Source organism: Corynebacterium pilosum DSM 20521 = CIP 103422 (assembly GCF_000373805.1).
GTDB lineage: Bacteria > Actinomycetota > Actinomycetes > Mycobacteriales > Mycobacteriaceae > Corynebacterium > Corynebacterium pilosum.
This window is the reverse complement of record NZ_KB892448.1, coordinates 21,160-43,555: the sequence shown is the minus strand read 5'-3', so window position 1 is coordinate 43,555 and position 22,396 is coordinate 21,160. Positions and strand designations below refer to the sequence as shown.

The window sequence follows — 22,396 nt, the reverse complement described above, 5'->3', positions numbered from 1 at the left end:
CGGTGGTGGTTTCATCGGTGGTGGCGCGTTCGCGGATCTGGTGTTCGAACTCGCGGATCGTGGCGGCATCGCCACGCAGGTTCATTGAGGCATCCCCGGTGGGTGGGTGCGAGGTGACTTTGAAGCTTGGTTTGGGTGTTTCTTCTTCGGCGTCGCAGTTATAGTGCTCGAGTTTTTCACGCGCATAGGCAGCAAAGCCGTAGTGGGTGCCGCCATAGCGTGTTAAGTCGCGGCGTAGTGCCCAGGCTTTGGTGTCGTCGTGAAGCCTGGCGACGACCCTTTCGATAGCATGCAGGCGCTCGAAGCCTAACTGGTTGGTGGTGGCATGCTCGCGGGCATCGCGCTGCTTGCGCTTTGAGGCGCACGGCCCGTAATACACCGCATAGAGTGTGTGGGTTTTGTCGACAGCTTTGGGTTCCGCGCCGGCCCGGATGAGGTCGTGGCGCGGTTGCAGGTCGGCCAGCAAAGTCATGGCGCTGGTGCCTGCGTCCCGGAGTATGTCGTTAATGGTCATGAACCTGACACTAAAACACCCACACAACCCAAGCGCGGGGGTAGCCGTCACATGTCCGAAACCTGTGGAAAACAACATAGTTATCCACAGAAAAATACCCCTGGGCAAACCTTCGAATGCGGACCCGCGCCGCATCCATTAACGTGAAAGGGTTTAGAAGATGCTCGAGAGGAACTCCTTGGTGCGTTCCTCGCGCGGGTTGTCCAGCACTTCTTCGGGGGTTCCGTACTCGACGATGACACCGCCGTCCATGAAAGCGACGTTATCGGCGACCTCGCGGGCGAAAGCCATCTCATGGGTGACAACCAGCATGGTCATGCCATCGTCGGCAAGCTTGCGCATGACACGCAGGACCTCGCCGACCAGCTCGGGGTCGAGAGCGGAGGTGGGCTCGTCGAAAAGCATCAGCTTCGGATCCATCGCGACAGCGCGGGCGATCGCGACGCGCTGCTGCTGGCCGCCGGAAAGCTGCGCCGGATAAGCCTCGGCCTTGGACGCGAGGCCGACCATGTCGAGCAGTTCCATCGCGCGCTTCTTCGCGGACTCGACGGACTGGCCCTTAACCTGGACTGGGGCCTCGATGATATTTTCCAGCGCGGTGCGGTGGGAGAAGAGGTTGAAGGACTGGAACACCATGCCGATGTCCGCGCGCTGCTTCGCGGCATCCTTGGCGCTGATTTCGTGCAGGACGCCGTCTTTCTCGCGGTAGCCGATCAGTTCGCCGTCCACATACAGGCGGCCGGCCGTAACCTTCTCGAGGTGGTTCACGCAGCGCAGCAGGGTGGATTTGCCGGAGCCGGACGGGCCGACGAGGCAGGTGACGTTGCCGGTGGGCACTTCAAGGTCGATGCCTTTCAGCACGTCCAGGTTGCCGAAGGATTTCCAGACCTGGTCGGCTTTGATCATCGGGGTGGTCATTAGCTGTTCCTTTCGACGATGGACACGTTGCCGGGGACGGTGCCTTCGGCGTCGGCAAGTGCGGCGAGCTGGCGGGCGGTCAATTCACGCGTGGCGCCCTTTTCGAAGTGCTTCTCCAAGTAGTGCTGGCCGATCATGAGAATCGAGGTGATCGCCAAGTACCAGGTCGCGGCGACCAGCAGCATCGGCACGGGCTCGAAAAGGGCGGCTGCGATATCCATGGAACGGCCGTAGAGCTCCAGGGAGTAGGGCACGGCGACAACCAGGGAGGACGTCTTCAGCAGGGAGATGAACTCGTTGCCGGTGGGAGGGATGATGATGCGCATTGCCTGGGGTAGCACGGTACGACGCATCGTCTGGCCCCAGCTCATGCCCAGGGCTTTCGACGCTTCCACCTGGCCTTCCGGTACCGACGAGACACCGGAGCGGACGATTTCCGCCATGTAGGCTGCCTCGTTCAGGCCCAAGCCCAGCACGGCCAACATGAACGCCGAGGAGGTCAGCGCCTCCAGTGAAATCTCAGCAAAGCCGAGGTTGATGGATTGATAGAGGGCGCCCAGCAGGCCCCAGAACATCAGCTGCACGTAGACGGGGGTGCCTCGGAAGATCCACAGGAACACCCAGGCCACCGCCTTGAAGACTGGGTTCTCACTCATCCGCATGACGGCGAGCACGACGCCGCCGACGACACCGATGATCATCGCCAAGATTGTGATCGCGATGGTGTGCAGCGCGGCGACCGCGATGCGGGTATCAAAGAGGTAGGTGAAGTAGGTGTCCCAGCCGTAGGCCTCATTGTTTGCTGCACCAATGACGAACCAGACCACCAGCGCGATGATGATGGCTGCCAGCACCCAGCGGCCGGGGTGGCGCAGTGGTTTGGCCTCAATGCGTTCCGGGCGGGAGCGCTCGGTCTGAGAGCTAGTTGTCGAAGCCATAGGTTAGTTTCCCTCCACTGGTTGTTCGTTGATGAGTGCCTCGTCGAGAAGCCCGTCCTCGATGGACCACTGGGCGAGGATGCGCTGGTATTCGCCGGTATCGATCAGGTGTTGCATTGCGGCTGCCATGGCGGGCCCAAGGTCGGAGCCCTTCGGCACGGCGAAACCGTAGGGCGCGGCGTCAAACATGTCGCCGACCATCTCCATCTTGCCGTCGGAGCGGTTGACGGCCCAGGCGGTGACCGGGGAGTCGGCGGACAGGGCGTCGGCACGCCCGACGAGTACCGCTAGCGCCGCGTTATCTGACGTGTCATAGCTCAAGACCGTGATCGGCTCCTTGCCGGCGTCCAAGCACTCTTGGGCTTTCGGCCGCACGTCGTCGGTTTCGGAGACGGTGGTGCGCTGCACTGCGACAGTAAGCCCGCACGGGTTGGCAGGGTCGATGTCGTCCCCGGTCTGCTGTGCCCATTGAATGCCGGCGTAGAGGAAGTTGACGAAATCATAGTTCCGGCGCCGCTCCTCGTTATCGGTGAAGCCGGACATGCCGGCGTCGATAGTCCCTGCGTCCACGGCAGGAAGGATCATGGCGAAGTCCTGCTCAACCGGTTCGAATTCTAGGCCCATGACGCTTGCCATGGCGTGGCCTAAGTCCATCTCTACACCGATAATTTTTCCGGTGGAGTCTTTGAACTCGAAAGGCGCGAAGGGCGGGTTGGTCCCGGCGGACAGCACCCTGTCAGCGGCGACCTCTTCGGGGACCATTGCGGCAATCTCGGGGACTTCGTCGGGAAGCACCTGCTCCCACCCGTCCGGGTTTCCGCCCTCGACGTTGGTCACGCACCCGGTGAGCAGGCTGGTGGCGCCGAGTAGCGCCCCCACTGTGACGATCTTTTTCATGCTCACACACCTTACCTGCCAGGTGCCTGAGCATTAGAATGTGGGCCTGGTTAGATGAACTTCAACGCAAAGTGAACGATCGCGCCGATCACCGTGGCGCCCACAAAGCCGATGATCCAGTCAATTGCGAAGCGCGAAGAGCCCTGAGCGCTAAGCGCGATGTCGCCGGAGGACATCATTTCGGCCCCCGAGGACAGCCATTCGGAGTAGCTGGAGGAGGATTCGGTTCCCTCCGTCGACGAAGTCTCCTGGCTGGAGTTCTGCTCCGTGTCCTGGGCCGTCGCCGCCGGAACGGCAGCCGTAGAAACGAGTGCGGCTGCCACGGTGGCGGCGAGGATTCGTTGAATACGCTTAGTCATGCAGCCGATCTTAACGAGGACTATCTTCGGTGATCACGTCAGCCTGCGCTGTGGACTGTTTGTAGCGATCAATCAGAATGAACACGGCCACGATTACGCCGCCCAGCATCATCATGCCCAGCACCAGCCCAACATTCGCCGGCGCATCGCCCGACCACGGCCACAGCGCGCGCAGCGAACCAAGCATGAGCCCGGCCATCGTGGCCAAGGTGACGTTGCGGTGCTCGCTCATCAACCAGCTGAGCACGCGCACGAAAAGGATCAGCCCGACGGCCGCACCGGCAATGAAGACCAGGATGATGTCGATTTCGCGGTTGGAGACAGCCCGGATGATCGGCTCATAAAGCCCCATCGCCAGCAGCAGGAACGAGCCCGACAGGCCGGGGAGCACCAGCGCGCACACGGCCACAGCAGCCGCGACGAAGATGACGATGAGCGACGGGTCGCGCACCGGTTCAGATGTAAAGCCTGTGGCAAAGAATGCGAGGACAGCACCGACGACGAACAGCGCGGCCAACCCCCAGTGCGCTTTACGACGATCCATCATGCCAAGCGGAACGATGATGGACACCAGCACCATCCCGAAGAACAAGCCGTTCGCCAGCTGCGCGTAGTCGGTGATGAAAACATGCATCACCGTGGACATGCCGAAGACGGCGGTGACCATGCCCACCCCGATAAGGACAAGGAAGAGCCAGTCCACCTCGCGGAACTTGCGGCGCATGATCAGGTCGGCGTTGTGAAGTGCTTTTTCGTAGATGCCGACGATCAGCGCGATTGTGCCGCCGGAAATACCTGGGACGAGCTCGGCCAAGCCGATGAGGAATCCGCGCAGAACGTCGAAGATATAGGAAAACAGGCCCCGCCTATTAGGTTTGCTGGGGGAGTGGGTGGCCATAAAGGTCTCTTTCGGAAGTGTGTCGATTTATCCGGCGATCGATTTTAGCCCAGTGGGCACCTGTATCGGGCGACCGACGTTCCAGCTTTCGTCGACAAGCAGAAACCGCCACCTACCTGCGTAGATGGCGGTTTATTTGTGCCCCTGGTGAGACTCGAACTCACACTGGACGGGTTTTGAATCCGTTGCCTCTGCCAATTGGGCTACAGGGGCGTAGCGAGTTCATACTTTAGCGCACACGCACCGCGCGCACGAAATCAGGTGCTTGTAGGCGGTCCGGGGGGCGTGTCCACGTGTCAGGCTAGACTGGCACGCGTGACTGACAAACGCCTTTTGCTTATCGACGGACACTCCATGGCTTTCCGCGCGTTCTACGCGTTGCCGGCGGAAAATTTTTCCACCACCGGCGGCCAGCATACGAACGCGGTGTACGGCTTCCTGTCTATGCTCGCGAATATTCTTGCCGACGAGAAACCCACCTACGCGGCTGTCGCTTTCGACGTGGGGCGCAAGACTTTCCGCACCGAGAAGTTTCCTGAATATAAGGCGCAGCGCGCGGCCAGCCCTGAGGAGTTCAAGGGGCAGGTTCCGCTTATCGACGATATCCTGCAGGACTTAGGCATCACCACGTTGTCGGTGGAGAATTTTGAGGCGGACGATATCGTCGCAACGCTGGTGACCCAGGCGAAGGCCACGGGCGATTTTGAGATCCTGATCGTCACCGGCGACAGGGATTACCTACAGCTTGTCGACGACACCACCACGGTGCTCTATCCCACCCGTGGCGTGTCGACCATGACGCGCTTTACCCCGGAGGCGGTGAAGGAGAAGTATGATCTGACGCCGCAGCAGTACCCGGACTTTGCGGCTTTGCGCGGGGACCCCTCCGATAACCTGCCCAATATTCCCGGCGTGGGTGAAAAGACTGCCACAAAGTGGATCAACCAGTACGGGGACCTTGAGACGCTGCTGGAGCATGCCGACGAGATCAAGGGCAAGGTCGGCAACAATTTCCGCGAGCGTTTGGATCAGGTGCGCCTGAACCGTGAGCTGACACAGATGGTCACGGATATGGACCTCCCCGTTGGGCCCGAGGACCTTGAGCTGAAGCCAGTGGACGTTGGCACGGTAGCAACGGCTTTCGATGAGCTCGAGTTCGGCGTGAATCTGCGCGAACGCGTGCTGGCGGCAGTCCCGACGACCGGCTCCGCTGACGCTGCCGAGGAAGAGACTGTCCAGCTTTCCGATGTCGTCATCTCTGACGAACCATTGGACACGTGGCTTGAACAGCGCGAGGGCCAAGGCATGGCCGTGTTTTTCGTCGGCAAGGGCGAACCGAATGGTGGGGACGCGAGTGCGGTAGGCATCGTCGATAAGCAACGCGAGGGTATTGCGAAGGAGCTGGCTGAGCTCTCGCCTGCAGAAGACAAGGCCTTGAAGGCGTGGCTGGAGTCGGAGACGCCGAAGTACCTGCATGAGGCGAAGGCGGCGTTTCACATGCTGGCCGGGCGTGATATTGAGCTGAATGGGATTGCGCATGACACGGCGATCGCGGCGTACCTGCTGCGGCCTGGTCAGCGCACCTATGATTTGCGCGATGTGTATCAGCGGCACTTGCAGCGTCAGCTGGGAGAGGCCGGTGATCAGCTGAGCCTGCTGGGCGATACCACGCTGACGGATTCTGCCGCGGCGATCTTGGAGCTGGCGGAGGAGCTGACCACGCAGCTCAAGGCGATCGACAGCTTCGACCTGTACCAGGACTTGGAGCTGCCATTGGTGTCGATCCTGGCGCGCATGGAGGATACTGGCATCGCGGTGGACATGGACGTGCTCGAAGATCAGTTAAAGACGTTCACCGACCAGGTCGCCCAGGTAGAAGAAGAGGCCCGCAGGCTTGTCGACGAGCCCGACCTGAACCTGTCCAGCCCGAAGCAGCTGTCCGTCGTGCTTTTCGACAAACTGGACCTGCCGAAGACGAAGAAGACGAAGACGGGTTATTCCACGGCGGCGAAGGAAATTGAGGCGCTGGCGAAGAAGAATCCGCACCCGTTCCTGGATCATCTCTTGGCGCACCGCGAGTACCAGAAGATGAAATCCACGCTGGAAGGCCTGATCAAGACGGTCCAGGATGATGGGCGGATTCATACCACGTTCAACCAGACCGTGACATCGACCGGGCGCCTGAGCTCCGCGGACCCGAACCTGCAGAATATTCCGGTGCGCACCGAAGCCGGCCGCAAGATTCGCTCCTCCTTCGTGGTGGGCGAGGGCTATGAGACCCTGCTGACGGCCGACTATTCGCAAATCGAGATGCGTGTCATGGCGCACCTGTCGCAGGACCCAGGCCTGATCGAGGCGTACAAGGACGGCGAGGACCTGCACAATTATGTCGGCTCCAAGGTCTTTGACGTGCCGATCGACGAAGTCACCGCTGAGTTGCGCCGCCGCGTGAAAGCTATGAGCTACGGCCTGGTCTATGGGCTGAGCGCTTTCGGCCTGTCCGGTCAGCTGGACATCAGCCCCGGTGAGGCCAAGCAGATCATGGAGAGTTACTTCGACCGCTTCGGTGGCGTGAAGCGCTACCTCGACGAGGTTGTGGAGCAGGCTCGCCGCGACGGCTACACGTCCACCGTCTTTGGGCGCCGCCGCTACCTTCCGGAGCTGACCAGCGATAACCGCGTGGCCCGGGAGAATGCGGAGCGTGCGGCGTTGAACGCGCCGATCCAGGGCACGGCCGCAGACATCATCAAGGTGGCGATGATCCGGGTCGATGCTGCGCTGCGGGAAGCAGGGCACAAGTCGCGCGTTCTGCTCCAGGTTCACGACGAACTGGTCGTGGAGATCGCCCCCGGCGAGCTTGAGGAGGTCCGCTCCATCATCGAGACCGAGATGGACGGTGCGATCACCCTGCGCGTGCCACTCGAGGTGTCTGCCGGCGCGGGGAAGAACTGGGATGAAGCCGCGCACTAAAGCACGCGCTCGCCTGCTGGCCCAAAGATTGATCGGCCCGGGGTGGGGATCACCGGCGGAGGTGATGTCGGCTTTTGGCCTGATGCAGGGGCAGGAGCCCACGGTCTTTTCGTCGATAAGCCTGCGCAGCGGCGGCAAGATCGACGATGTGTGCAGCGCTCTTGCGCGAGGAGAGATCGTGCGTGGGTATCCCATGCGTGGCACGGTCTTCGCGGCGCGTGCCGACGAACTGCGCTGGCTGACCGAGCTGCTGGCCAAGCCCGGCGTGGAACGCGCGCGAACCTCGGTGCTCAACGCTGGCGGCACCGATTCGGATATTGCGCAAATCCGTGATCGCGTTCTTGCGGAAAGTCCGGTCACGAATACTGAGTTCAAGCAGATCGTCGCGGAGGTCGCTCCAGAGACTTCAGCGCGGCTGACTTACCGCGTGCGCTACCTCCTGATAGTCGAGGGAACCCTGGCGTACCTTGGCCCGGAACAACGGATCGGACCTGCACCCGATGGCGGTGGGCTGGCGGAAGTCTTTAACGGCGATCGGCAGGCCGCGGCCACGGAGATCATCTCCCGGTATATCCGCACCCACGGCCCCGTGACCTTCGAGGACGTGCGCTGGTGGTCGAAGCTGCCGGTCGCGGAGATTCGCGTGGCGCTCACGCAGCTTCCCGAGGACATCGTGCGTGACGACGACTACTTTTACCGAGGCGGTCTTATGGAGGAGCTGGCCGAACTCTCGCCGGCGCGCGTGCGCCAACCTCATTTGTTGCCGGCCTTTGACGAGTACATCTTGGGCTACCAGGATCGCTTGTTTGCCATGAGCCAGGAGACTCACGAACAGCTTGTTCCTGGAAATATGGGGGTGTTTCGCAAGCCTGTCGTGGTGGATGGGATCGTGCGGGCAGCCTGGCGGCGAGTGGGCGGGAAGCTGGTCACCGACGAGTATTCCCGCATTCCCGCTTATGCTTGGCCGGGTGTGCGACGCAAGTTCCGCGAGTACCCCTTCTTCTAGTTGTCTCTTAAGGACGCGCAGCGGGTGACGAAGATGGCGGTACCGGGGAAGATGCGGCCACGTTCTGGGGACCACTGGCCCCAGTTCTCGGTGAGGTTGTCGGGCCATTCGGGTTCGATCACGTCCACTAGTTCGAATCCTGCCGCGCGGATGGCGCGCACCCAGTCGCCGAAGGTGCGGTGATATTCGGCGTAGGTGAGTTGGCCGTGCTCGTCGTATTCTTCGTATTCGCGTGCGAAGTAGGGGATTGTGGCGGTGAAGGAGGCGGGATCGTCAGGAAACACACAGCGCATCGGGTGGTTCACGGAGAAGACGAAGCGGCCATCGTCGTGAAGCACCCGTCGAATCTCTCGCAGTGCTGCAACCTCGTCGCGGACGAAGGGGAGAGCACCGAAGGCGGAAAACGCGACATCAAAAGCGGCCGTGCGGTAGGGAAGAGCCAGTACATCGGCTTGGACGAGCGGGGTATTGGGATCAGCGTGGGCGAGCATGCCAGCAGAGATATCGAATGCGGTCACAGCAGCGGTGGGGTATTCGTCGATAAGCCAGGAGGAACAAGGTGCGGAACCGCAACCGACCTCCACGACGCGCTTGCCGGCGAGATCGCCAAGCAAGCGCGCATCTGACTCGGCCAGCATCTCCGGACACCAGTGGAAGCCGTCCAAATAGGCGGGGTGATCGCGGTGGTAGCGGGTGGCGTCTTCGTCCCAGTAGGTACGGTTTGCGTGTGAGGGGGTATTCACTAGGGGATCAGCTTCCAAATCATTTGCTCTAGCTGCACAAACGGACTATTGTTGTGTGAGCGTGTCTGTGTTTCAGGGCGTGGTAGGCGGTAATAGGAGCGCCTGCGCGTTCCCGAAATGAGATCGAAAGCCCAGCTTAGCAGCGGGTTTTTGAGAGATACGTTTCTGTCCATTTTCGACCTCCTATCCGTTTCGGAGCAACTTAATTAATGTCCACTTCTAACACCCCTCAGGTAGCCATCAACGACATCGGCACCGCTGAGGATTTTCTCGCTGCAGTTGACGAGACCATCAAGTACTTCAATGATGGCGACATCGTCTCTGGCAGCGTCGTCAAGGTTGACCACGACGAAGTCCTCCTTGACATCGGCTACAAGACCGAAGGTGTCATCCCTACCCGCGAGCTGTCCATCAAGCACGACGTCGACCCAGACGAGGTTGTCGAAGTCGGCGACGAGATCGACGCACTTGTCCTGACCAAGGAGGACAAGGAAGGCCGTCTGATCCTGTCGAAGAAGCGTGCACAGTACGAGCGCGCATGGGGCACCATCGAGGAACTGCAGAACAACGACGAGCCAGTCACCGGTACCGTCATCGAGGTCGTCAAGGGCGGCCTGATCCTGGACATCGGTCTGCGCGGCTTCCTGCCTGCATCCCTCGTCGAAATGCGTCGCGTCCGCGACCTGGAGCCATACATCGGCCAGGAGCTGGAAGCGAAGATCATCGAGCTGGACAAGCACCGCAACAACGTTGTGCTGTCCCGCCGTGCATACCTGGAAGAGACCCAGTCCGCGGTCCGCTCCGAGTTCCTGCACCAGCTGCAGAAGGGCCAGGTCCGTAAGGGCGTTGTGTCCTCCATCGTCAACTTCGGCGCATTCGTCGATCTCGGCGGTGTCGACGGCCTGGTTCACGTCTCCGAGCTGTCCTGGAAGCACATCGACCACCCATCTGAGGTTGTCACCGTCGGCGACGAAGTCACCGTTGAGGTTCTCGACGTTGACCTGGACCGCGAGCGCGTGTCCCTGTCCCTGAAGGCAACCCAGGAAGACCCATGGCGCGTGTTCGCACGCACCCACGCTGTGGGCCAGATCGTGCCAGGCAAGGTCACCAAGCTGGTCCCATTCGGTGCGTTCGTGCGCGTCGAAGAGGGCATCGAGGGCCTGGTCCACATCTCCGAGCTGGCACAGCGCCACGTCGAGGTGCCAGACCAGATCGTCAACGTTGGCGAAGAGCTCATGGTCAAGGTCATCGACATCGACCTGGACCGTCGCCGCATCTCCCTGTCTCTGAAGCAGGCAGACGAGGACTACGTCGACGAGTTCGACCCATCCCGCTACGGCATGGCCGATTCCTACGACGAGCAGGGTAACTACATCTTCCCAGAGGGCTTCGACCCGGAGACCAACGAGTGGATGGAAGGTTACGACGAGGCTCGCCAGGAGTGGGAGAACCGCTACGCTGAGGCAGAGCGCCGCTACCAGGCACACGCTGCTCAGATCGAGCGTCACCGCGCCGCAGCAGCTGAGGCTGCTGAGGAATCCGCTAACTACTCTTCCGCGTCTTCCGAGGATGCGCCTGCTCCGGCATCCAACGAAGCAGCAGAGGAGACCTCTGGTGGTTCCCTGGCTTCCGACGAGCAGCTGGCTAAGCTGCGCGAGAAGCTCGCTGGCAACTAGTTTGCGCTGAAGCCATCTAATAATGTGATGGCTGGTTCAAAGTTCGGGCCCGAAGTCTAATTAGTTTTAGACTCCGGGCCCGATCTGTTTTAGCCTAGGCTGCGGGGAGCAGGCTTGGTTTGGTGTGAGGCGTTTTGAGGTTGCGGGTTGCCATGAAGAGATAAACGATGGCAACCGCGACCGCGAGGGCAACAGTTGAGCTGCTGTTTTCAGATAAATACATCGCGGCACTACTTGGGACGGCGAAGATGAGAAGCGCAGCGATCACCCAATTTCTAGCTACGTGCGCCCAGGATATTTGTGACGAGGAAAATCCGTCCCAAAAACCATAGGCAGAACCTTTTCCACGAATCAGGGCCAGTGCTTGAAAAGCGCCGAAGATGACGAAAGGAACCCCGGCGCCGAGCTTGCTCCAGGGGTGCAAAGCGGGAATGAGTAGGGCGACGCCTACGAAGAATTGTAGAAGCGGGAGCACATAGGAGATCTGAGTGTCCCTTTGCTTGCCCTCTAAAAGGCTTCGGGCTGCCGCGGTGAGGAGAGCGGCTGAACATAACGTTAGGAAGCCGATCGAAATCAGCTTCGTCGACAATGCAATATCCACGAGTGCTCCTTTCACTAAGTGTGTGTAATCCACATCACTATTGTTGTACTTAGTGTCAAAGTTTACTAACTTTCGCAGGGGAAATGAAGGTGGCCCCGCTAGAATCTTTTCCATGCGAATCATCGGTTTGACAGGCGGAATTGGCAGCGGCAAGAGCACTGTGGCAGAGATGCTGCGCGAACGGGGAATTCCGGTGGTAGACGCTGACCAAGTGTCACGCGAGATCGTGGAACCAGGGCAGCCGGCGTTGAAAGAATTGGCATCCGCTTTCGGCGATGAAATTCTCACTGATGCCGGAGATCTCAATCGGGCAGCGCTAGCGAAGAAGGCGTTCAGCTCGCAAGAACACACCGAGCTGTTGAATTCAATTACGCACCCGGCAATCAGGGCGGAAGTGCGGAGCCGGTTCGCGCAACTCGAAGAGGCAGGGCACAAGGCTGCTGTCTATGACATGCCCCTATTGATCGAACAGGGACTCCACGAGCAGGTTGACCTCACGATCGTCGTCGATGTAGACGCTGAGGAACGCGTACGACGCCTCGTCGACAAGCGCGGGCTCGATGAAGCCGATGCCCGCAACCGCATCGCACGCCAGATCGACGACGATACACGGAAGAGCGTCGCTGACGTGATTATCGACAACAATGGAGCCCTTGAAGAATTGGAGACGCAGGTCGACGCCTTACTAACGCGACTTACCGGGGACGACTAGATACGTTTTCATTGGCCGGCCTACTAGTGTGGGGAATATGGCTTTTCCTGCAGAGCACCCTGTCTATTCTCATTCCGAATTTCGCCCCATCGGCGAGGTGGAACGCTCCGATAAACCCTTTGAAGTGATCTCGGAGTTTGAGCCTTCAGGTGACCAGCCACGCGCCATTAAGGAACTGGACGAGCGCCTCGACCGCGGCGAGGAAGACGTGGTCCTGCTTGGTGCTACAGGTACCGGTAAGTCCGCAACGGCCGCCTGGCTGATTGAACAGCAGCAGCGGCCGACGTTGGTCATGGCCCCGAATAAGACTCTGGCGGCCCAGCTTGCCAATGAGTTGAAAGAGCTCCTGCCGAATAACGCGGTGGAGTATTTCGTTAGTTACTACGACTACTACCAGCCAGAGGCGTATATCGCGCAGACGGACACCTACATTGAGAAGGACTCATCCATTAATGAGGACGTGGAGCGTTTGCGCCACGCCGCTACCTCTGGGCTGCTGAGTCGTCGCGATGTGGTCGTCGTTAGTTCTGTGTCCTGTATTTACGGCCTAGGCGCGCCGCAGTCCTACCTGGATCGCTCGGTGGTGTTGCGTATCGACGAAGAGATCGACCGTGACCAGTTCCTCCGCCTTCTCGTGGACGTGCAATATGAGCGCAATGACTATGACTTCCGACGAGGAACCTTCCGTGTCAAGGGCGACACGGTGGACATCATCCCGGCATATGAGGAAGTCGCCGTGCGCGTGGAATTCTTCGGCGACGATGTGGACGCGCTGTACTATATTCACCCCGTGACCGGCGATGTTCTCCGTCAGGTCGATGAGCTGCGCATTTTCCCGGCGACGCACTATGTGGCTACGGAAGAGCGCATGGAAAAGGCGATCGAGGCGATCAAGGAGGAGCTGGCCGACCGTCTCGAGGACCTCGAAAACCGGGGCAAGCTTCTGGAAGCCCAGCGCCTGCGGATGCGCACCGAATACGATCTGGAGATGATTCAGCAGGTCGGTTTCTGCTCGGGCATCGAGAACTATTCGCGTCACATGGATGGGCGTGAGGCAGGAAGCGCCCCGGCGACCCTGCTTGACTACTTCCCAGAGGATTTCCTCACCATCATTGATGAGTCGCACGTGACTGTTCCCCAGATCGGGGGCATGTTCGAGGGCGATATGTCGCGCAAGCGCAACCTTGTTGAGCACGGATTCCGCCTGCCGTCTGCGTTGGACAACCGCCCACTGACTTTCGACGAGTTTGAGCAGCGCGTCGGCCAAACTGTGTACATGTCGGCAACACCCGGTGACTATGAGCTGGAGGCAGCCGGCGGCGAGTTCGTCGAACAGGTCATCCGCCCGACAGGCCTGGTGGACCCGCACGTGGAGGTACGCCCGACGAAGGGACAGATCGACGACCTCATCGAGGAGATCCGTCAGCGCACCGAGAAGGACGAACGCGTTTTGGTCACCACCTTGACCAAGCGGATGGCGGAAGACTTGACCGACTACCTGATGGAAAACGGGATCCGGGTCCGCTACTTGCACTCTGACATTGATACCTTGCAGCGCGTCGAACTACTGCGCCAGCTCAGGCTCGGTGAGTATGACGTGCTGGTGGGCATTAACCTGCTGCGTGAGGGCCTTGACCTGCCAGAAGTGTCTCTGGTGGCCATCTTGGACGCCGATAAGGAAGGTTTCCTGCGCTCGACGAAGTCGCTCATCCAGACTATTGGCCGTGCCGCGCGTAACGTCTCGGGCTCGGTGATCATGTATGCGGATAAGGTCACCGAATCGATGCAGTATGCCCTCGACGAAACCGAGCGCCGCCGCGCCAAGCAGATTGCTTATAACAAAGAGCATGGCATCGACCCGCAACCGCTGCGTAAGAAGATCTCTGACATTTTGGACGAGGTCTACGAAAACAATGCGGAGGCCGCCGCCGCGGAGGGCAGTGCTGTAGGCGACGCTGCGGTCGTCGATAAGCCTGATACGTCCACAATGGCTGAAGATGAGATCCAAGCACTGATTGATTCATTGACGGCGCAGATGACTTCGGCAGCCCGTGACCTCAAGTTTGAGCTCGCTGGGCGGCTGCGCGATGAGGTGGCTGACCTTCGAAAAGAACTTCGTGGTATTAAGGACACAGGAATCTAGAAAAGAAAGGGATCGAATCTTATGCACTCCTATTCGACAATCACCGTAGGAACTGACGGCTCCTCGTCCTCGCTCAAGGCCGTCCGCTCCGCCGCCAGCCTGGCCCGCGCGTACGATGCGCAACTGATTATCATCTGCGCCTACTACAACTCGACAGGGTCCCTGTTGAACTCCCCAAGCTCCGATTACTCCACCCTGCCCGTGGTCAGCGACGACCGCGCGGAGGAGTACCTCTCTGAGGCCGGCGAACTCGCTGCAGAAGAAGGAGCAACCAAGGTCCGTCTGATCGCCAAGTCCGGCTCGCCGGTGCAGGTGCTCGTGGACTCTGTCACCGAATACGGGGCTGACTTGCTGGTTGTGGGCAACCGCGGCGTCAATTCCTTGTCCGGTCGCGTCTTCGGCAATATCCCTACTGGCGTGGCACGGAAGGCGAATGTTGACGTGATGATCGTCGACACCGCGGAATACTCCGACGATTAGAGACGATTAGACGCAGATCACCCTAGTGGAATATTGATACACTAGAGAGGCATATCCCCTCCGCGGTTCAAATCGAAAGGTCAACGGACATTATGAGCGATTACTACAACTCCATCGTTGTCGGCACTGATGGGTCTAAGTCATCTCTACTGGCAGTCGAGCGGGCAGCGAAGATGGCTGCGGCATTCGACTCGAAGTTGATCATCGGCTGCGCTTACTACGAGACCGAGGAAGACGCGTCCAAGACCTTGCGCCAGGATTCGGTGGCTATCCTCGGTGATGAGAAGGCTCAGGAGAACTTGAAGCAGGCTGCTGAGCACGCCCGCGAAGCCGGTGCTCAGAACGTGGAGACCGCTGTGCGCCCAGGCACCCCGGTGCAGGCGTTGATGGCGATTGTGAACGACAACAAGGCTGACCTGCTGGTTGTGGGTAACCGTGGCATCAATTCCCTGACCGGCCGCCTGCTTGGTTCGGTGCCGGCAGACGTTGCGCGTCAGTCTGATTGCGACGTGATGATCGTCCACACCGTCAACTAAGCTTTCGCTTATCGACGATGCGCCCGCCACATTGTGTGGCGGGCGATTTTTATGACTTTGGCGGAAGGTCGCCAATCACCGTGAGTGTTTGCGTAGCACGGGTGTAGGCCACATAGAGGTTCTGCCAGCCCTGGTTCGACGCCCCGACAATCTCCGCGGGATTGACAACCACCACGTGGTCAAACTCCAATCCCTTGACGTCATCCACGTTCTCTGCGGTGATGATGTGGGTGAGCCTGTCGTCGTCGAAAAGCACGCTGTGGGGATCCGTGCCGGCAGGGAAGTAGCGCACCGGCTGGCCGCTCGACCGGATCGCGACCGCCGGCGTGGCATCAGGATCAATGATCTCCAGCAGCTCATTGGCCACCTCCATGATTTCGGTGGGGGTGCGGTAGTTCACCGTGAGCTCGTGGAGGGCATAGCGCGTGCCGACGAAAGGCTCTAGCGCAGTCGCCCAATCGTCAGTCCCGGCAGGGGAGCCGGTCTGTGCGGTGTCTCCGACCAGTGTCATCCAGCGTGAAGGGCTGCGGCGGAAAATCATGCGCCATTCCATCGGCGACAGTTCTTGGGCCTCGTCGACGATCACGTGACCGTAGGCCCAGGTGTAGTCCTCCTTGGCTCGCTGCGCGGTGGAACGGTTATCGGTTTCCTGTTGGCGGGCGGCGAGAGTCTCGGCGTCGATGACGTCGTGGGCGGACAAGATTTCTGCCTCGAACATGTCATCGTCGTTATCCGTGGATTCAGAGGACGCGAGCACATCCAACGCATCCTCAGCCTCGGCGACTTCACGACGCCACTGCTCGTCGGCCTTCGCGCGCTCGTCATCAGGACTGGGCATGCCGATGAGCACCGCCAGCTCGTCGAGCAGGGCAGTGTCCGAAGGCGTCAGAGGTGCGTCGGGTGAGCGGTAGAGCGCCTCCTGGGTGGTCTCGTCGTAGTCATAGGCAACTTCCTCGATAGCCTCGGTGTTGGTGAGTAGATTCTCGAGTACTTGCAGGGGTGCCAGTTCCGGGAAGTACTCGTCGATAAGCGAGCGCAACGCAGGCTCATCAGCCAAGTCATCGTGGAGCTGATCGATATCAGCCTCCGACAGGAGGTTGGCGCCGCCGAGGGGGTCTGCGCCGATACGATCCGCCATTTGTGCGGCGAGCAGGCGCGTGAACTCTTCGCGGAAGATCTCGCGGGCCTGGTTGTGCGGCTTGCGGGAACGCCGCGCCCGAGTGCGCGCCGCCTTAACCAGCTTCTGGCTGACCTGCAGTTCGATCGAACCGACGGTGACGTGCACCGTCGAGTTCGGCACGGTCTGCCAGGCCTGTACGGCGCGTTTGAGGATGGTCACCATTTCCTCAGAGCCCTTGATCTCGCGGCCGATCAGCGTTTCGGTGCCTCTGGGGTTGATTCCTGGGACGAGGTCGCCGACCGTCGCGAGCACCACGCCGGTCTCACCGAGCTCCGGAAGCACGCGGGAGATATATTCCAGAAAGGTCTTATTTGGCCCTACGATGAGCACGCCGGTTCGTGCCAGTTGTTCGCGCCAGGTGTACAGCAGGTAGGCGACGCGGTGCAGCGCTACCGCCGTCTTACCCGTCCCTGGGCCGCCCTGGACGATGAGCACACCGCGGGTGTCATCGCGGATGATCTCATCCTGCTCACGCTGGATCGTCTCGACGATCGACGTCATATGCCCCGTGCGCGCCTGGTTCATGGCGTGGCGCAACGCTGCCTCCGAACCCACATCTGCGGTCGGTTCGTCGGTGACCTGGCCCGACAATACCTCATCGTCGACGCCTGTCACCTTCCGTCCGTTGGTGCGGATCTGCCTGCGCAGCTCCACTCCCTCGGGGTTGGCGGTGGTGGCTAGGTAGAAAGGACGCGCCATTGGGGCGCGCCAGTCCAAGAGGAGAGTGCGGTAATGATCGTCGCGGTCGTCGATCCCCATACGGCCGATATAGCGGCGATCCAAGTCGGGGCGCCCAGGCACCGGATGTTCGCCGTCCTCGTCAGCAATGTCGATGCGCCCGAACACCAGCCCGATCTCCGCCACGGTCAAGGCATCCAACTTCGCGTTGAGGCCGTGGTACTCGGTCTCGCGGCGCACCAGCGCGTCCGAATCGGGGTTGTCTGGGTCAACGTCTTGCTGCACCTGCTCTAAGCGGGCGCGCGCCCCGGCAACTTCGGCGTCGAGGTGTGCAAAGAGCGTATCGACGTAGTCCTGTTCCGCTGCGATGTCTTGGGATTGACCGAGTGATGATTCGGACACGAAGTGTGCTTCTCCTCAAAGGCTGAAACTAGGGAAAGAGTGAACAGATCATTCTACCAAAAATGCCGAAAACCCCGCGGGCACCAATTCTCTGGCACCCCGCGGGGCAGCGGGCAGGCGTCGAAACTACTTATCGAGGCGCTTGCGTGCGCGGTTAACTGCCTTGTTTGCGCGCTTCTGCAGCTTGTCCGCACGCTTGTTAGCGCGCTTACGTGCGCGGCCTGACTTGATGTCGGACTCCGCCTTGTTTAGCGCTTTGTCAGCCTGCTTCTGCGCCTTGTTCGCCTTCTTGACGACGCCCTTGCGAGCCTTCTTGGCATCCTTGTTGGCTTCGTCCAACCAGTCGCTAGCGGTGTCTTGGGCGTTGCTGAGCCAATCGCTAGTGGTTTCCTTCGCGTTGTCGACCCACTTGCTAGCGGTGTCAATCCAGTCGTCCTTGTTGTCGTCGACATAGTTCGACACCTGCTTGCCCGCTTCCTGGGCGCCGGAGGTGACCTTCTCGGTCGTGTCTTGGATCCAGTTCTGCGCGTTGTTCAGCGCCTTCTCGGATTCGGACTGGGTGGGCAGTGCCGCCTGCACCTTGTTGGTGGCGGTCTGCGCAGCCTTCTTGGTGCGCCACGCCAGACCTGGCTTGCCGGCAGTGTCTGCGGTTGCCAAGAACAGGCCGCCCAGCAGAGCAACGTTGGTCAGCGCGCCGTTACGACGAGAGGACTTCTCTTCAGCGGTGTCTGCCTCCCAGAAGGCATGACGGCCCAGCAGGGTCGGGATGGCGGTGACTGCCAGGGTGCCTGCGGCGAAGCGTGGTGCCTTGCCCAAAGCATAGAGTGCGCCGGCGCCGACCTTGGTGCCGCCAAGTGCCTGTGCAACCAGCTCTGCATCCTTCGGAACGTAGCGCTGGTACTCGGCAGGAACAACGCTGCGGACCTGCTTGAGGAAGCGCTCGGAGGATTCAACATGCTCAGAGCTGTTAACGAGGGTGTCTACACCGTCGGCGATGTAGACGGATGCAAGCATCGGGCGGGCAATCTTGCGGATCATGTGTGATCAAGTCCTTACTTAGAAACTAAAAGTTATCGGTCTGTGTACTCCACTGTAGACAAAAAACGGTCTACTGTGCGAGAAATTTTCCTACCAACGGCGGTTCCACCACTCGTCGAGATGCGGACGCTCCTCTCCCACGGTTGTCGATTTTCCGTGGCCAGGGTGAATAATCGCGCTGTCGTCGTACACATCGAAGACCCGTTCCTTCGCGTCATTGAACAGACGCACGAAATCGCCTTCCGATGCCGTCTTACCTAGGCCTCCAGGGAAGATGGAATCGCCGACGAACAGGTGAGTCTGCTCGTCGATTGCGACCTCGAGGCATGCGCCGCCGGGGGTGTGCCCACGCAAGATGAACACTGGAATCTCGAGATCGGCAAATTGAAGTGTGTCGCCCTGCTCCAGCTCATGATCCACCGGTGCAGGCAGGGCAGGGGAGTCCAGGAAAGAGGCCCAGTGGGTTGCCCCGGTTTTCTGGAGGACTTCTTCCAGTGCCCCAACGTGATCATGGTGACGGTGGGTAGTCAGCACATCGGTGATGGTGACGCCAGCGTCCTCCGCCATGGTGAGTAGGGCGGAAGCGTTGGTCGGCGCGTCGATAAGCAACCCTTTGTCGCCCGACGCAATCAGGTAGCTGTTGTTGTCCATGTCGCCCACGGACACGTGATGAAGTGAAAGCTTGTCAGTCATGCCACAACTCTACGGGAATTTTCAGCGGGTTAGCGCTGTTGAGGTGGTCGTTGGTATGTTCGAAGACATTAAATGTGACTAGTAACCCTGCCCAAATTAGCCCAATCAAGCTCAGGCAGGTTGACCGGCTGTCGCAGAAAGGGACCGGTAAATACATGGCTGACAAGCTGATCGTGCGTGGCGCCCGCCAGCACAACCTCAAAGACATCGATATTGAACTGCCACGCGATAAGATGGTGGTTTTCACTGGCCTGTCTGGCTCGGGAAAGTCCTCCATGGCTTTTGACACTATTTTTGCGGAAGGTCAGCGACGCTACGTCGAGTCTTTGAGCTCTTATGCGCGCATGTTCCTCGGTCAGATGGATAAGCCGGACGTGGACTATATCGATGGTTTGTCGCCAGCGGTCTCGATCGACCAGAAGTCTACCAACCGCAACCCGCGCTCCACGGTGGGCACGATTACCGAAGTGTATGACTACCTTCGCCTGCTTTACGCGCGCGCCGGCACCCCGCATTGCCCAGTCTGCGATGCCATGATCGAGCGCCAGACCCCGCAGCAGATCGTCGACCAGGTTTTGGAGGGGGAGGAGCGCACCAAATTTCAGGTGCTTGCGCCTGTGGTGCGCAATCGTAAAGGTGAGTTCGTGGATCTCTTCCAAGATCTGGCGGCTCAAGGTTTCTCCCGTGTCAAGGTCGACGGGGAAATGTATCAGTTGTCAGAGCCGCCGACACTGCAGAAGTCCTACAAGCACTACATCGATGTCATTGTCGACCGCCTGCAGGTCAAGGAAAGCCAGAAGCAGAGGCTGACCGACTCGGTGGAAACAGCGCTGCGGCTCGCGGACGGACTTGTCGTCATCGATTATGTCGACCAGCCTGAGGCCTCCGACGATCGCTACGCCATCTTCTCCGAGAAAATGGCGTGCCCCAACGGGCACACCTTGGACATTGATAGCTATGAGCCCAGGTCCTTTTCGTTCAATGCGCCTTTTGGTGCCTGCCCGTCCTGCGACGGCTTAGGAACGAAGACGGAGATGGACGCTGAGCTCATCGTCCCGGACCCCGATGCGCCCGCGGTGGATGCATTCCAACCCTGGAATTCCAGCCCGAACAAGCGCTATTTCGTCAAGCTCATCGAAGGCCTGGCGAAGGAACTTGAGTTTGACCCGCAGACGCCGTTCTCGAAGCTGAAAAAGTCTGAACAGAAGGCGCTGCTGGAAGGCTCCAAGGTCAAAGTGCACGTGCGTTATAAGAACCGCTTCGGCAGGCAGCGCAACTTTAACTCCGAGTTCGAGGGAGTGATGGGCTATTTGCGCCGCAAGCTCGACTACGCGGAGACGGAGACCGCGAAGGAACGCTACCTCGCCTATACCCGTGAGGTTGCATGCCCTACCTGCGAGGGCACGCGTCTGAAGCCTGAGATCCTTGCTGTGCGTCTGAAGTCCACGACTCACGACGAGAAGTCCATTGCTGGATTGACGGCGCTGTCTATCGAAGAGGCCTCAAAATTCCTGGACAACCTGGTATTGGGGTACCGGGAGGAGATGATTGCGGGTGCTGTGTTGAAGGAAACGCAGGCGCGCCTGCACTTTCTTATCGACGTCGGTCTGACCTACCTCACGCTGGACCGCTCTGCCGGCACGCTGTCGGGCGGTGAAGCGCAGCGCATCCGCCTGGCCACTCAGATTGGTTCCGGGTTGGCCGGGGTGATGTACGTTCTGGATGAGCCATCGATCGGTCTGCACCAGCGCGACAACCAGCGACTGATCGAGACGCTGAAGAAGCTGCGTGACATCGGCAACACACTCATCGTCGTTGAGCACGACGAAGAGACCATTCGTGAAGCGGACTGGCTGATCGATATCGGGCCTGCAGCCGGCGAATACGGTGGCGAGGTGGTCTACCAGGGGGCACCTAAGGGCATTCTGAAGGCCAAGAACTCGGTCACGGGTGATTACCTTGCTGGCCGCAAGGAGATCAAGGTTCCAGAGACTCGTCGTGAAGTGGACAAAGACCGCCAGCTTCACATCATCGGCGCGCGCGAAAATAACCTGGACAATATTGATGTGGATATTCCGCTGGGCGTGCTGGTGGCAGTCACCGGTGTGTCGGGCTCCGGTAAGTCCACCCTGGTCAACCAAATCTTGGCGAAGACCCTGCAGAACCAGCTCAACCGGGCACGACAAGTCCCGGGCCGGGTGAAGAAGGTTGATGGCCTCGAGCACCTAGATAAGTTGGTGCAGGTAGACCAATCGCCGATCGGGCGAACGCCACGATCGAATCCGGCGACCTACACCGGTGTGTTCGACAAGATCCGTAACTTGTTTGCGGAGACCCATGAGTCCAAGGTGCGTGGCTACAAGCCGGGCCGCTTCTCCTTCAACGTCAAGGGTGGCCGCTGTGAAGCCTGCCAGGGCGACGGCACAATCAAGATCGAGATGAACTTCCTTCCGGACGTCTACGTGCCGTGCGAAGTGTGCGAGGGAACGCGCTTCAACCGCGAAACACTCGAGGTGCGCTACAAAGGCAAGAATATTGCCGAGGTCTTGGATATGCCGATCTCCGAGGCCACCGAGTTCTTTGAGCCGATCACCTCGATTCACCGGTATTTGGCAACACTTGTCGATGTCGGGCTGGGCTATGTCCGGCTGGGACAAGCCGCTACCACCTTGTCCGGTGGTGAAGCGCAGCGCGTCAAGCTGGCCGCCGAGCTGCAGAAGCGCTCCAATGGGCGCACCATCTATATCCTCGATGAGCCGACGACCGGTCTGCACTTTGAGGACATTCAGAAGCTGATGATGGTCCTGCAAGGCCTCGTCGATAAGGGCAATTCTGTGATCGTGATCGAGCACAACTTGGACGTGATCAAGTGCGCCGATTGGCTGATCGACATGGGGCCGGAAGGCGGTAGCGGTGGTGGCACCGTTGTTGCGGAGGGCACCCCGGAGGATGTCGCCAAGGTCGAAGGCTCGTACACGGGGCGCTACCTGGCCGAGCTGCTTTAGGCGTATAGG

Annotated in this window: 19 protein-coding genes and 1 tRNA gene; 8 read left to right on the top strand and 12 right to left on the bottom strand. The window is 59.9% G+C overall.

The window, feature by feature from the left end; all coding sequences use genetic code 11:
• The 7 genes from B097_RS0105070 to B097_RS0105040 all read right to left on the bottom strand — a co-directional run.
• Nucleotides 1-514: hypothetical protein (locus B097_RS0105070; protein ID WP_155879224.1), on the bottom strand; the 514-nt coding region annotated here is incomplete at its 3' end.
• A gap of 153 nt (nt 515-667) precedes the next feature.
• Nucleotides 668-1,432 (bottom strand): amino acid ABC transporter ATP-binding protein, encoded by a 765-nt coding sequence (locus B097_RS0105065; RefSeq protein ID WP_018581460.1) that lies wholly within the window; start codon nt 1,430-1,432, stop codon nt 668-670.
• Entirely contained in the window at nt 1,432-2,370 is a 939-nt protein-coding gene (locus B097_RS0105060; RefSeq protein WP_018581459.1) for an amino acid ABC transporter permease, read from the bottom strand. Before B097_RS0105060 ends, B097_RS0105065 begins: the two co-directional genes overlap by 1 nt.
• 3 nt (nt 2,371-2,373) lie before the next feature.
• On the bottom strand, nt 2,374-3,267 hold the full coding sequence (locus B097_RS0105055) for a transporter substrate-binding domain-containing protein (RefSeq protein WP_018581458.1): 894 nt from the start codon (nt 3,265-3,267) through the stop codon (nt 2,374-2,376).
• Between the two features lie 50 nt (nt 3,268-3,317).
• The gene (locus B097_RS0105050) at nt 3,318-3,626 is read right to left on the bottom strand and encodes a hypothetical protein (RefSeq protein ID WP_018581457.1); all 309 of its coding nucleotides are present in this window, start codon (nt 3,624-3,626) and stop codon (nt 3,318-3,320) included.
• 10 nt (nt 3,627-3,636) lie between these two features.
• Nucleotides 3,637-4,524 (bottom strand): DUF368 domain-containing protein, encoded by an 888-nt coding sequence (locus tag B097_RS0105045; protein ID WP_018581456.1) that lies wholly within the window; start codon nt 4,522-4,524, stop codon nt 3,637-3,639.
• 139 nt (nt 4,525-4,663) lie between these two features.
• Nucleotides 4,664-4,737, bottom strand: a tRNA-Leu gene (locus B097_RS0105040).
• Nucleotides 4,738-4,839: 102 nt separating this feature from the next.
• Here B097_RS0105040 and polA point away from each other — a divergent pair.
• Together polA and B097_RS0105030 are read left to right on the top strand one after the other, a co-directional pair.
• Nucleotides 4,840-7,494, top strand: coding sequence for a DNA polymerase I (polA, locus tag B097_RS0105035; RefSeq protein ID WP_081618008.1), 2,655 nt, complete (start codon nt 4,840-4,842; stop codon nt 7,492-7,494).
• A complete protein-coding gene (locus B097_RS0105030) occupies nt 7,478-8,500 on the top strand; it encodes a winged helix DNA-binding domain-containing protein (RefSeq protein ID WP_018581454.1) in 1,023 nt (340 codons plus the stop codon). The genes polA and B097_RS0105030 overlap by 17 nt, the downstream gene beginning before the upstream one ends.
• Here B097_RS0105030 and B097_RS0105025 read toward each other — a convergent pair.
• Nucleotides 8,497-9,243, bottom strand: coding sequence for a class I SAM-dependent methyltransferase (locus B097_RS0105025; RefSeq protein WP_018581453.1), 747 nt, complete (start codon nt 9,241-9,243; stop codon nt 8,497-8,499). The genes B097_RS0105030 and B097_RS0105025 overlap by 4 nt on opposite strands.
• A gap of 209 nt (nt 9,244-9,452) precedes the next feature.
• Between B097_RS0105025 and rpsA the strand changes: the two genes are divergently transcribed.
• Nucleotides 9,453-10,919 (top strand): 30S ribosomal protein S1, encoded by a 1,467-nt coding sequence (rpsA, locus tag B097_RS0105020; RefSeq protein WP_018581452.1) that lies wholly within the window; start codon nt 9,453-9,455, stop codon nt 10,917-10,919.
• A gap of 94 nt (nt 10,920-11,013) precedes the next feature.
• Here the strand turns inward: rpsA and B097_RS13260 are convergent, their stop codons facing one another.
• Nucleotides 11,014-11,520: a DoxX family protein gene (locus B097_RS13260; RefSeq protein WP_018581451.1), complete on the bottom strand. Its 507-nt coding sequence runs from the start codon at nt 11,518-11,520 to the stop codon at nt 11,014-11,016.
• Nucleotides 11,521-11,632: 112 nt separating this feature from the next.
• Between B097_RS13260 and coaE the strand changes: the two genes are divergently transcribed.
• From coaE to B097_RS0104995, 4 genes are all read left to right on the top strand, one after another.
• A complete protein-coding gene (coaE, locus tag B097_RS0105010) occupies nt 11,633-12,232 on the top strand; it encodes a dephospho-CoA kinase (RefSeq protein WP_018581450.1) in 600 nt (199 codons plus the stop codon).
• Nucleotides 12,233-12,269: 37 nt separating this feature from the next.
• A complete protein-coding gene (gene uvrB, locus B097_RS0105005) occupies nt 12,270-14,375 on the top strand; it encodes an excinuclease ABC subunit UvrB (RefSeq protein WP_018581449.1) in 2,106 nt (701 codons plus the stop codon).
• 21 nt (nt 14,376-14,396) lie between these two features.
• Nucleotides 14,397-14,855, top strand: a complete 459-nt coding sequence (locus tag B097_RS0105000) for a universal stress protein (RefSeq protein WP_018581448.1) — start codon at nt 14,397-14,399, stop codon at nt 14,853-14,855.
• Nucleotides 14,856-14,947: 92 nt separating this feature from the next.
• Nucleotides 14,948-15,391, top strand: a complete 444-nt coding sequence (locus B097_RS0104995; RefSeq protein WP_018581447.1) for a universal stress protein — start codon at nt 14,948-14,950, stop codon at nt 15,389-15,391.
• Between the two features lie 49 nt (nt 15,392-15,440).
• Here B097_RS0104995 and B097_RS0104990 read toward each other — a convergent pair whose 3' ends face one another.
• From B097_RS0104990 to B097_RS0104980, 3 genes are all read right to left on the bottom strand, one after another.
• A complete protein-coding gene (locus B097_RS0104990) occupies nt 15,441-17,651 on the bottom strand; it encodes a HelD family protein (protein ID WP_018581446.1) in 2,211 nt (736 codons plus the stop codon).
• A 126-nt stretch (nt 17,652-17,777) separates the two neighbouring features.
• Nucleotides 17,778-18,689 carry a DoxX family protein gene (locus B097_RS0104985; protein WP_018581445.1) on the bottom strand — a complete coding sequence of 304 codons (912 nt, stop codon included), beginning with the start codon at nt 18,687-18,689 and terminating at the stop codon, nt 17,778-17,780.
• A gap of 90 nt (nt 18,690-18,779) precedes the next feature.
• Nucleotides 18,780-19,382, bottom strand: coding sequence for an MBL fold metallo-hydrolase (locus B097_RS0104980; RefSeq protein WP_018581444.1), 603 nt, complete (start codon nt 19,380-19,382; stop codon nt 18,780-18,782).
• Nucleotides 19,383-19,537: 155 nt separating this feature from the next.
• Between B097_RS0104980 and uvrA the strand changes: the two genes are divergently transcribed.
• On the top strand, nt 19,538-22,387 hold the full coding sequence (uvrA, locus tag B097_RS0104975; protein WP_018581443.1) for an excinuclease ABC subunit UvrA: 2,850 nt from the start codon (nt 19,538-19,540) through the stop codon (nt 22,385-22,387).
• The last annotated feature ends 9 nt before the right edge of the window (nt 22,388-22,396 follow it).

Coding starts and splice junctions, on each gene's coding strand:
- B097_RS0105030 (WP_018581454.1), top strand. CDS start 7,478: ATGAAGCCGCGCACTAAAGCACGCGCTCGCCTGCTGGCCCAAAGATTG.
- B097_RS0105055 (WP_018581458.1), bottom strand. CDS start 3,267: ATGAAAAAGATCGTCACAGTGGGGGCGCTACTCGGCGCCACCAGCCTG.
- coaE (WP_018581450.1), top strand. CDS start 11,633: ATGCGAATCATCGGTTTGACAGGCGGAATTGGCAGCGGCAAGAGCACT.
- B097_RS0104995 (WP_018581447.1), top strand. CDS start 14,948: ATGAGCGATTACTACAACTCCATCGTTGTCGGCACTGATGGGTCTAAG.
- B097_RS0104980 (WP_018581444.1), bottom strand. CDS start 19,382: ATGACTGACAAGCTTTCACTTCATCACGTGTCCGTGGGCGACATGGAC.
- uvrA (WP_018581443.1), top strand. CDS start 19,538: ATGGCTGACAAGCTGATCGTGCGTGGCGCCCGCCAGCACAACCTCAAA.
- rpsA (WP_018581452.1), top strand. CDS start 9,453: ATGTCCACTTCTAACACCCCTCAGGTAGCCATCAACGACATCGGCACC.
- uvrB (WP_018581449.1), top strand. CDS start 12,270: ATGGCTTTTCCTGCAGAGCACCCTGTCTATTCTCATTCCGAATTTCGC.
- B097_RS0104985 (WP_018581445.1), bottom strand. CDS start 18,689: ATGATCCGCAAGATTGCCCGCCCGATGCTTGCATCCGTCTACATCGCC.
- B097_RS0105045 (WP_018581456.1), bottom strand. CDS start 4,524: ATGGCCACCCACTCCCCCAGCAAACCTAATAGGCGGGGCCTGTTTTCC.
- B097_RS0105065 (WP_018581460.1), bottom strand. CDS start 1,432: ATGACCACCCCGATGATCAAAGCCGACCAGGTCTGGAAATCCTTCGGC.
- B097_RS0105060 (WP_018581459.1), bottom strand. CDS start 2,370: ATGGCTTCGACAACTAGCTCTCAGACCGAGCGCTCCCGCCCGGAACGC.
- B097_RS0105050 (WP_018581457.1), bottom strand. CDS start 3,626: ATGACTAAGCGTATTCAACGAATCCTCGCCGCCACCGTGGCAGCCGCA.
- B097_RS0105000 (WP_018581448.1), top strand. CDS start 14,397: ATGCACTCCTATTCGACAATCACCGTAGGAACTGACGGCTCCTCGTCC.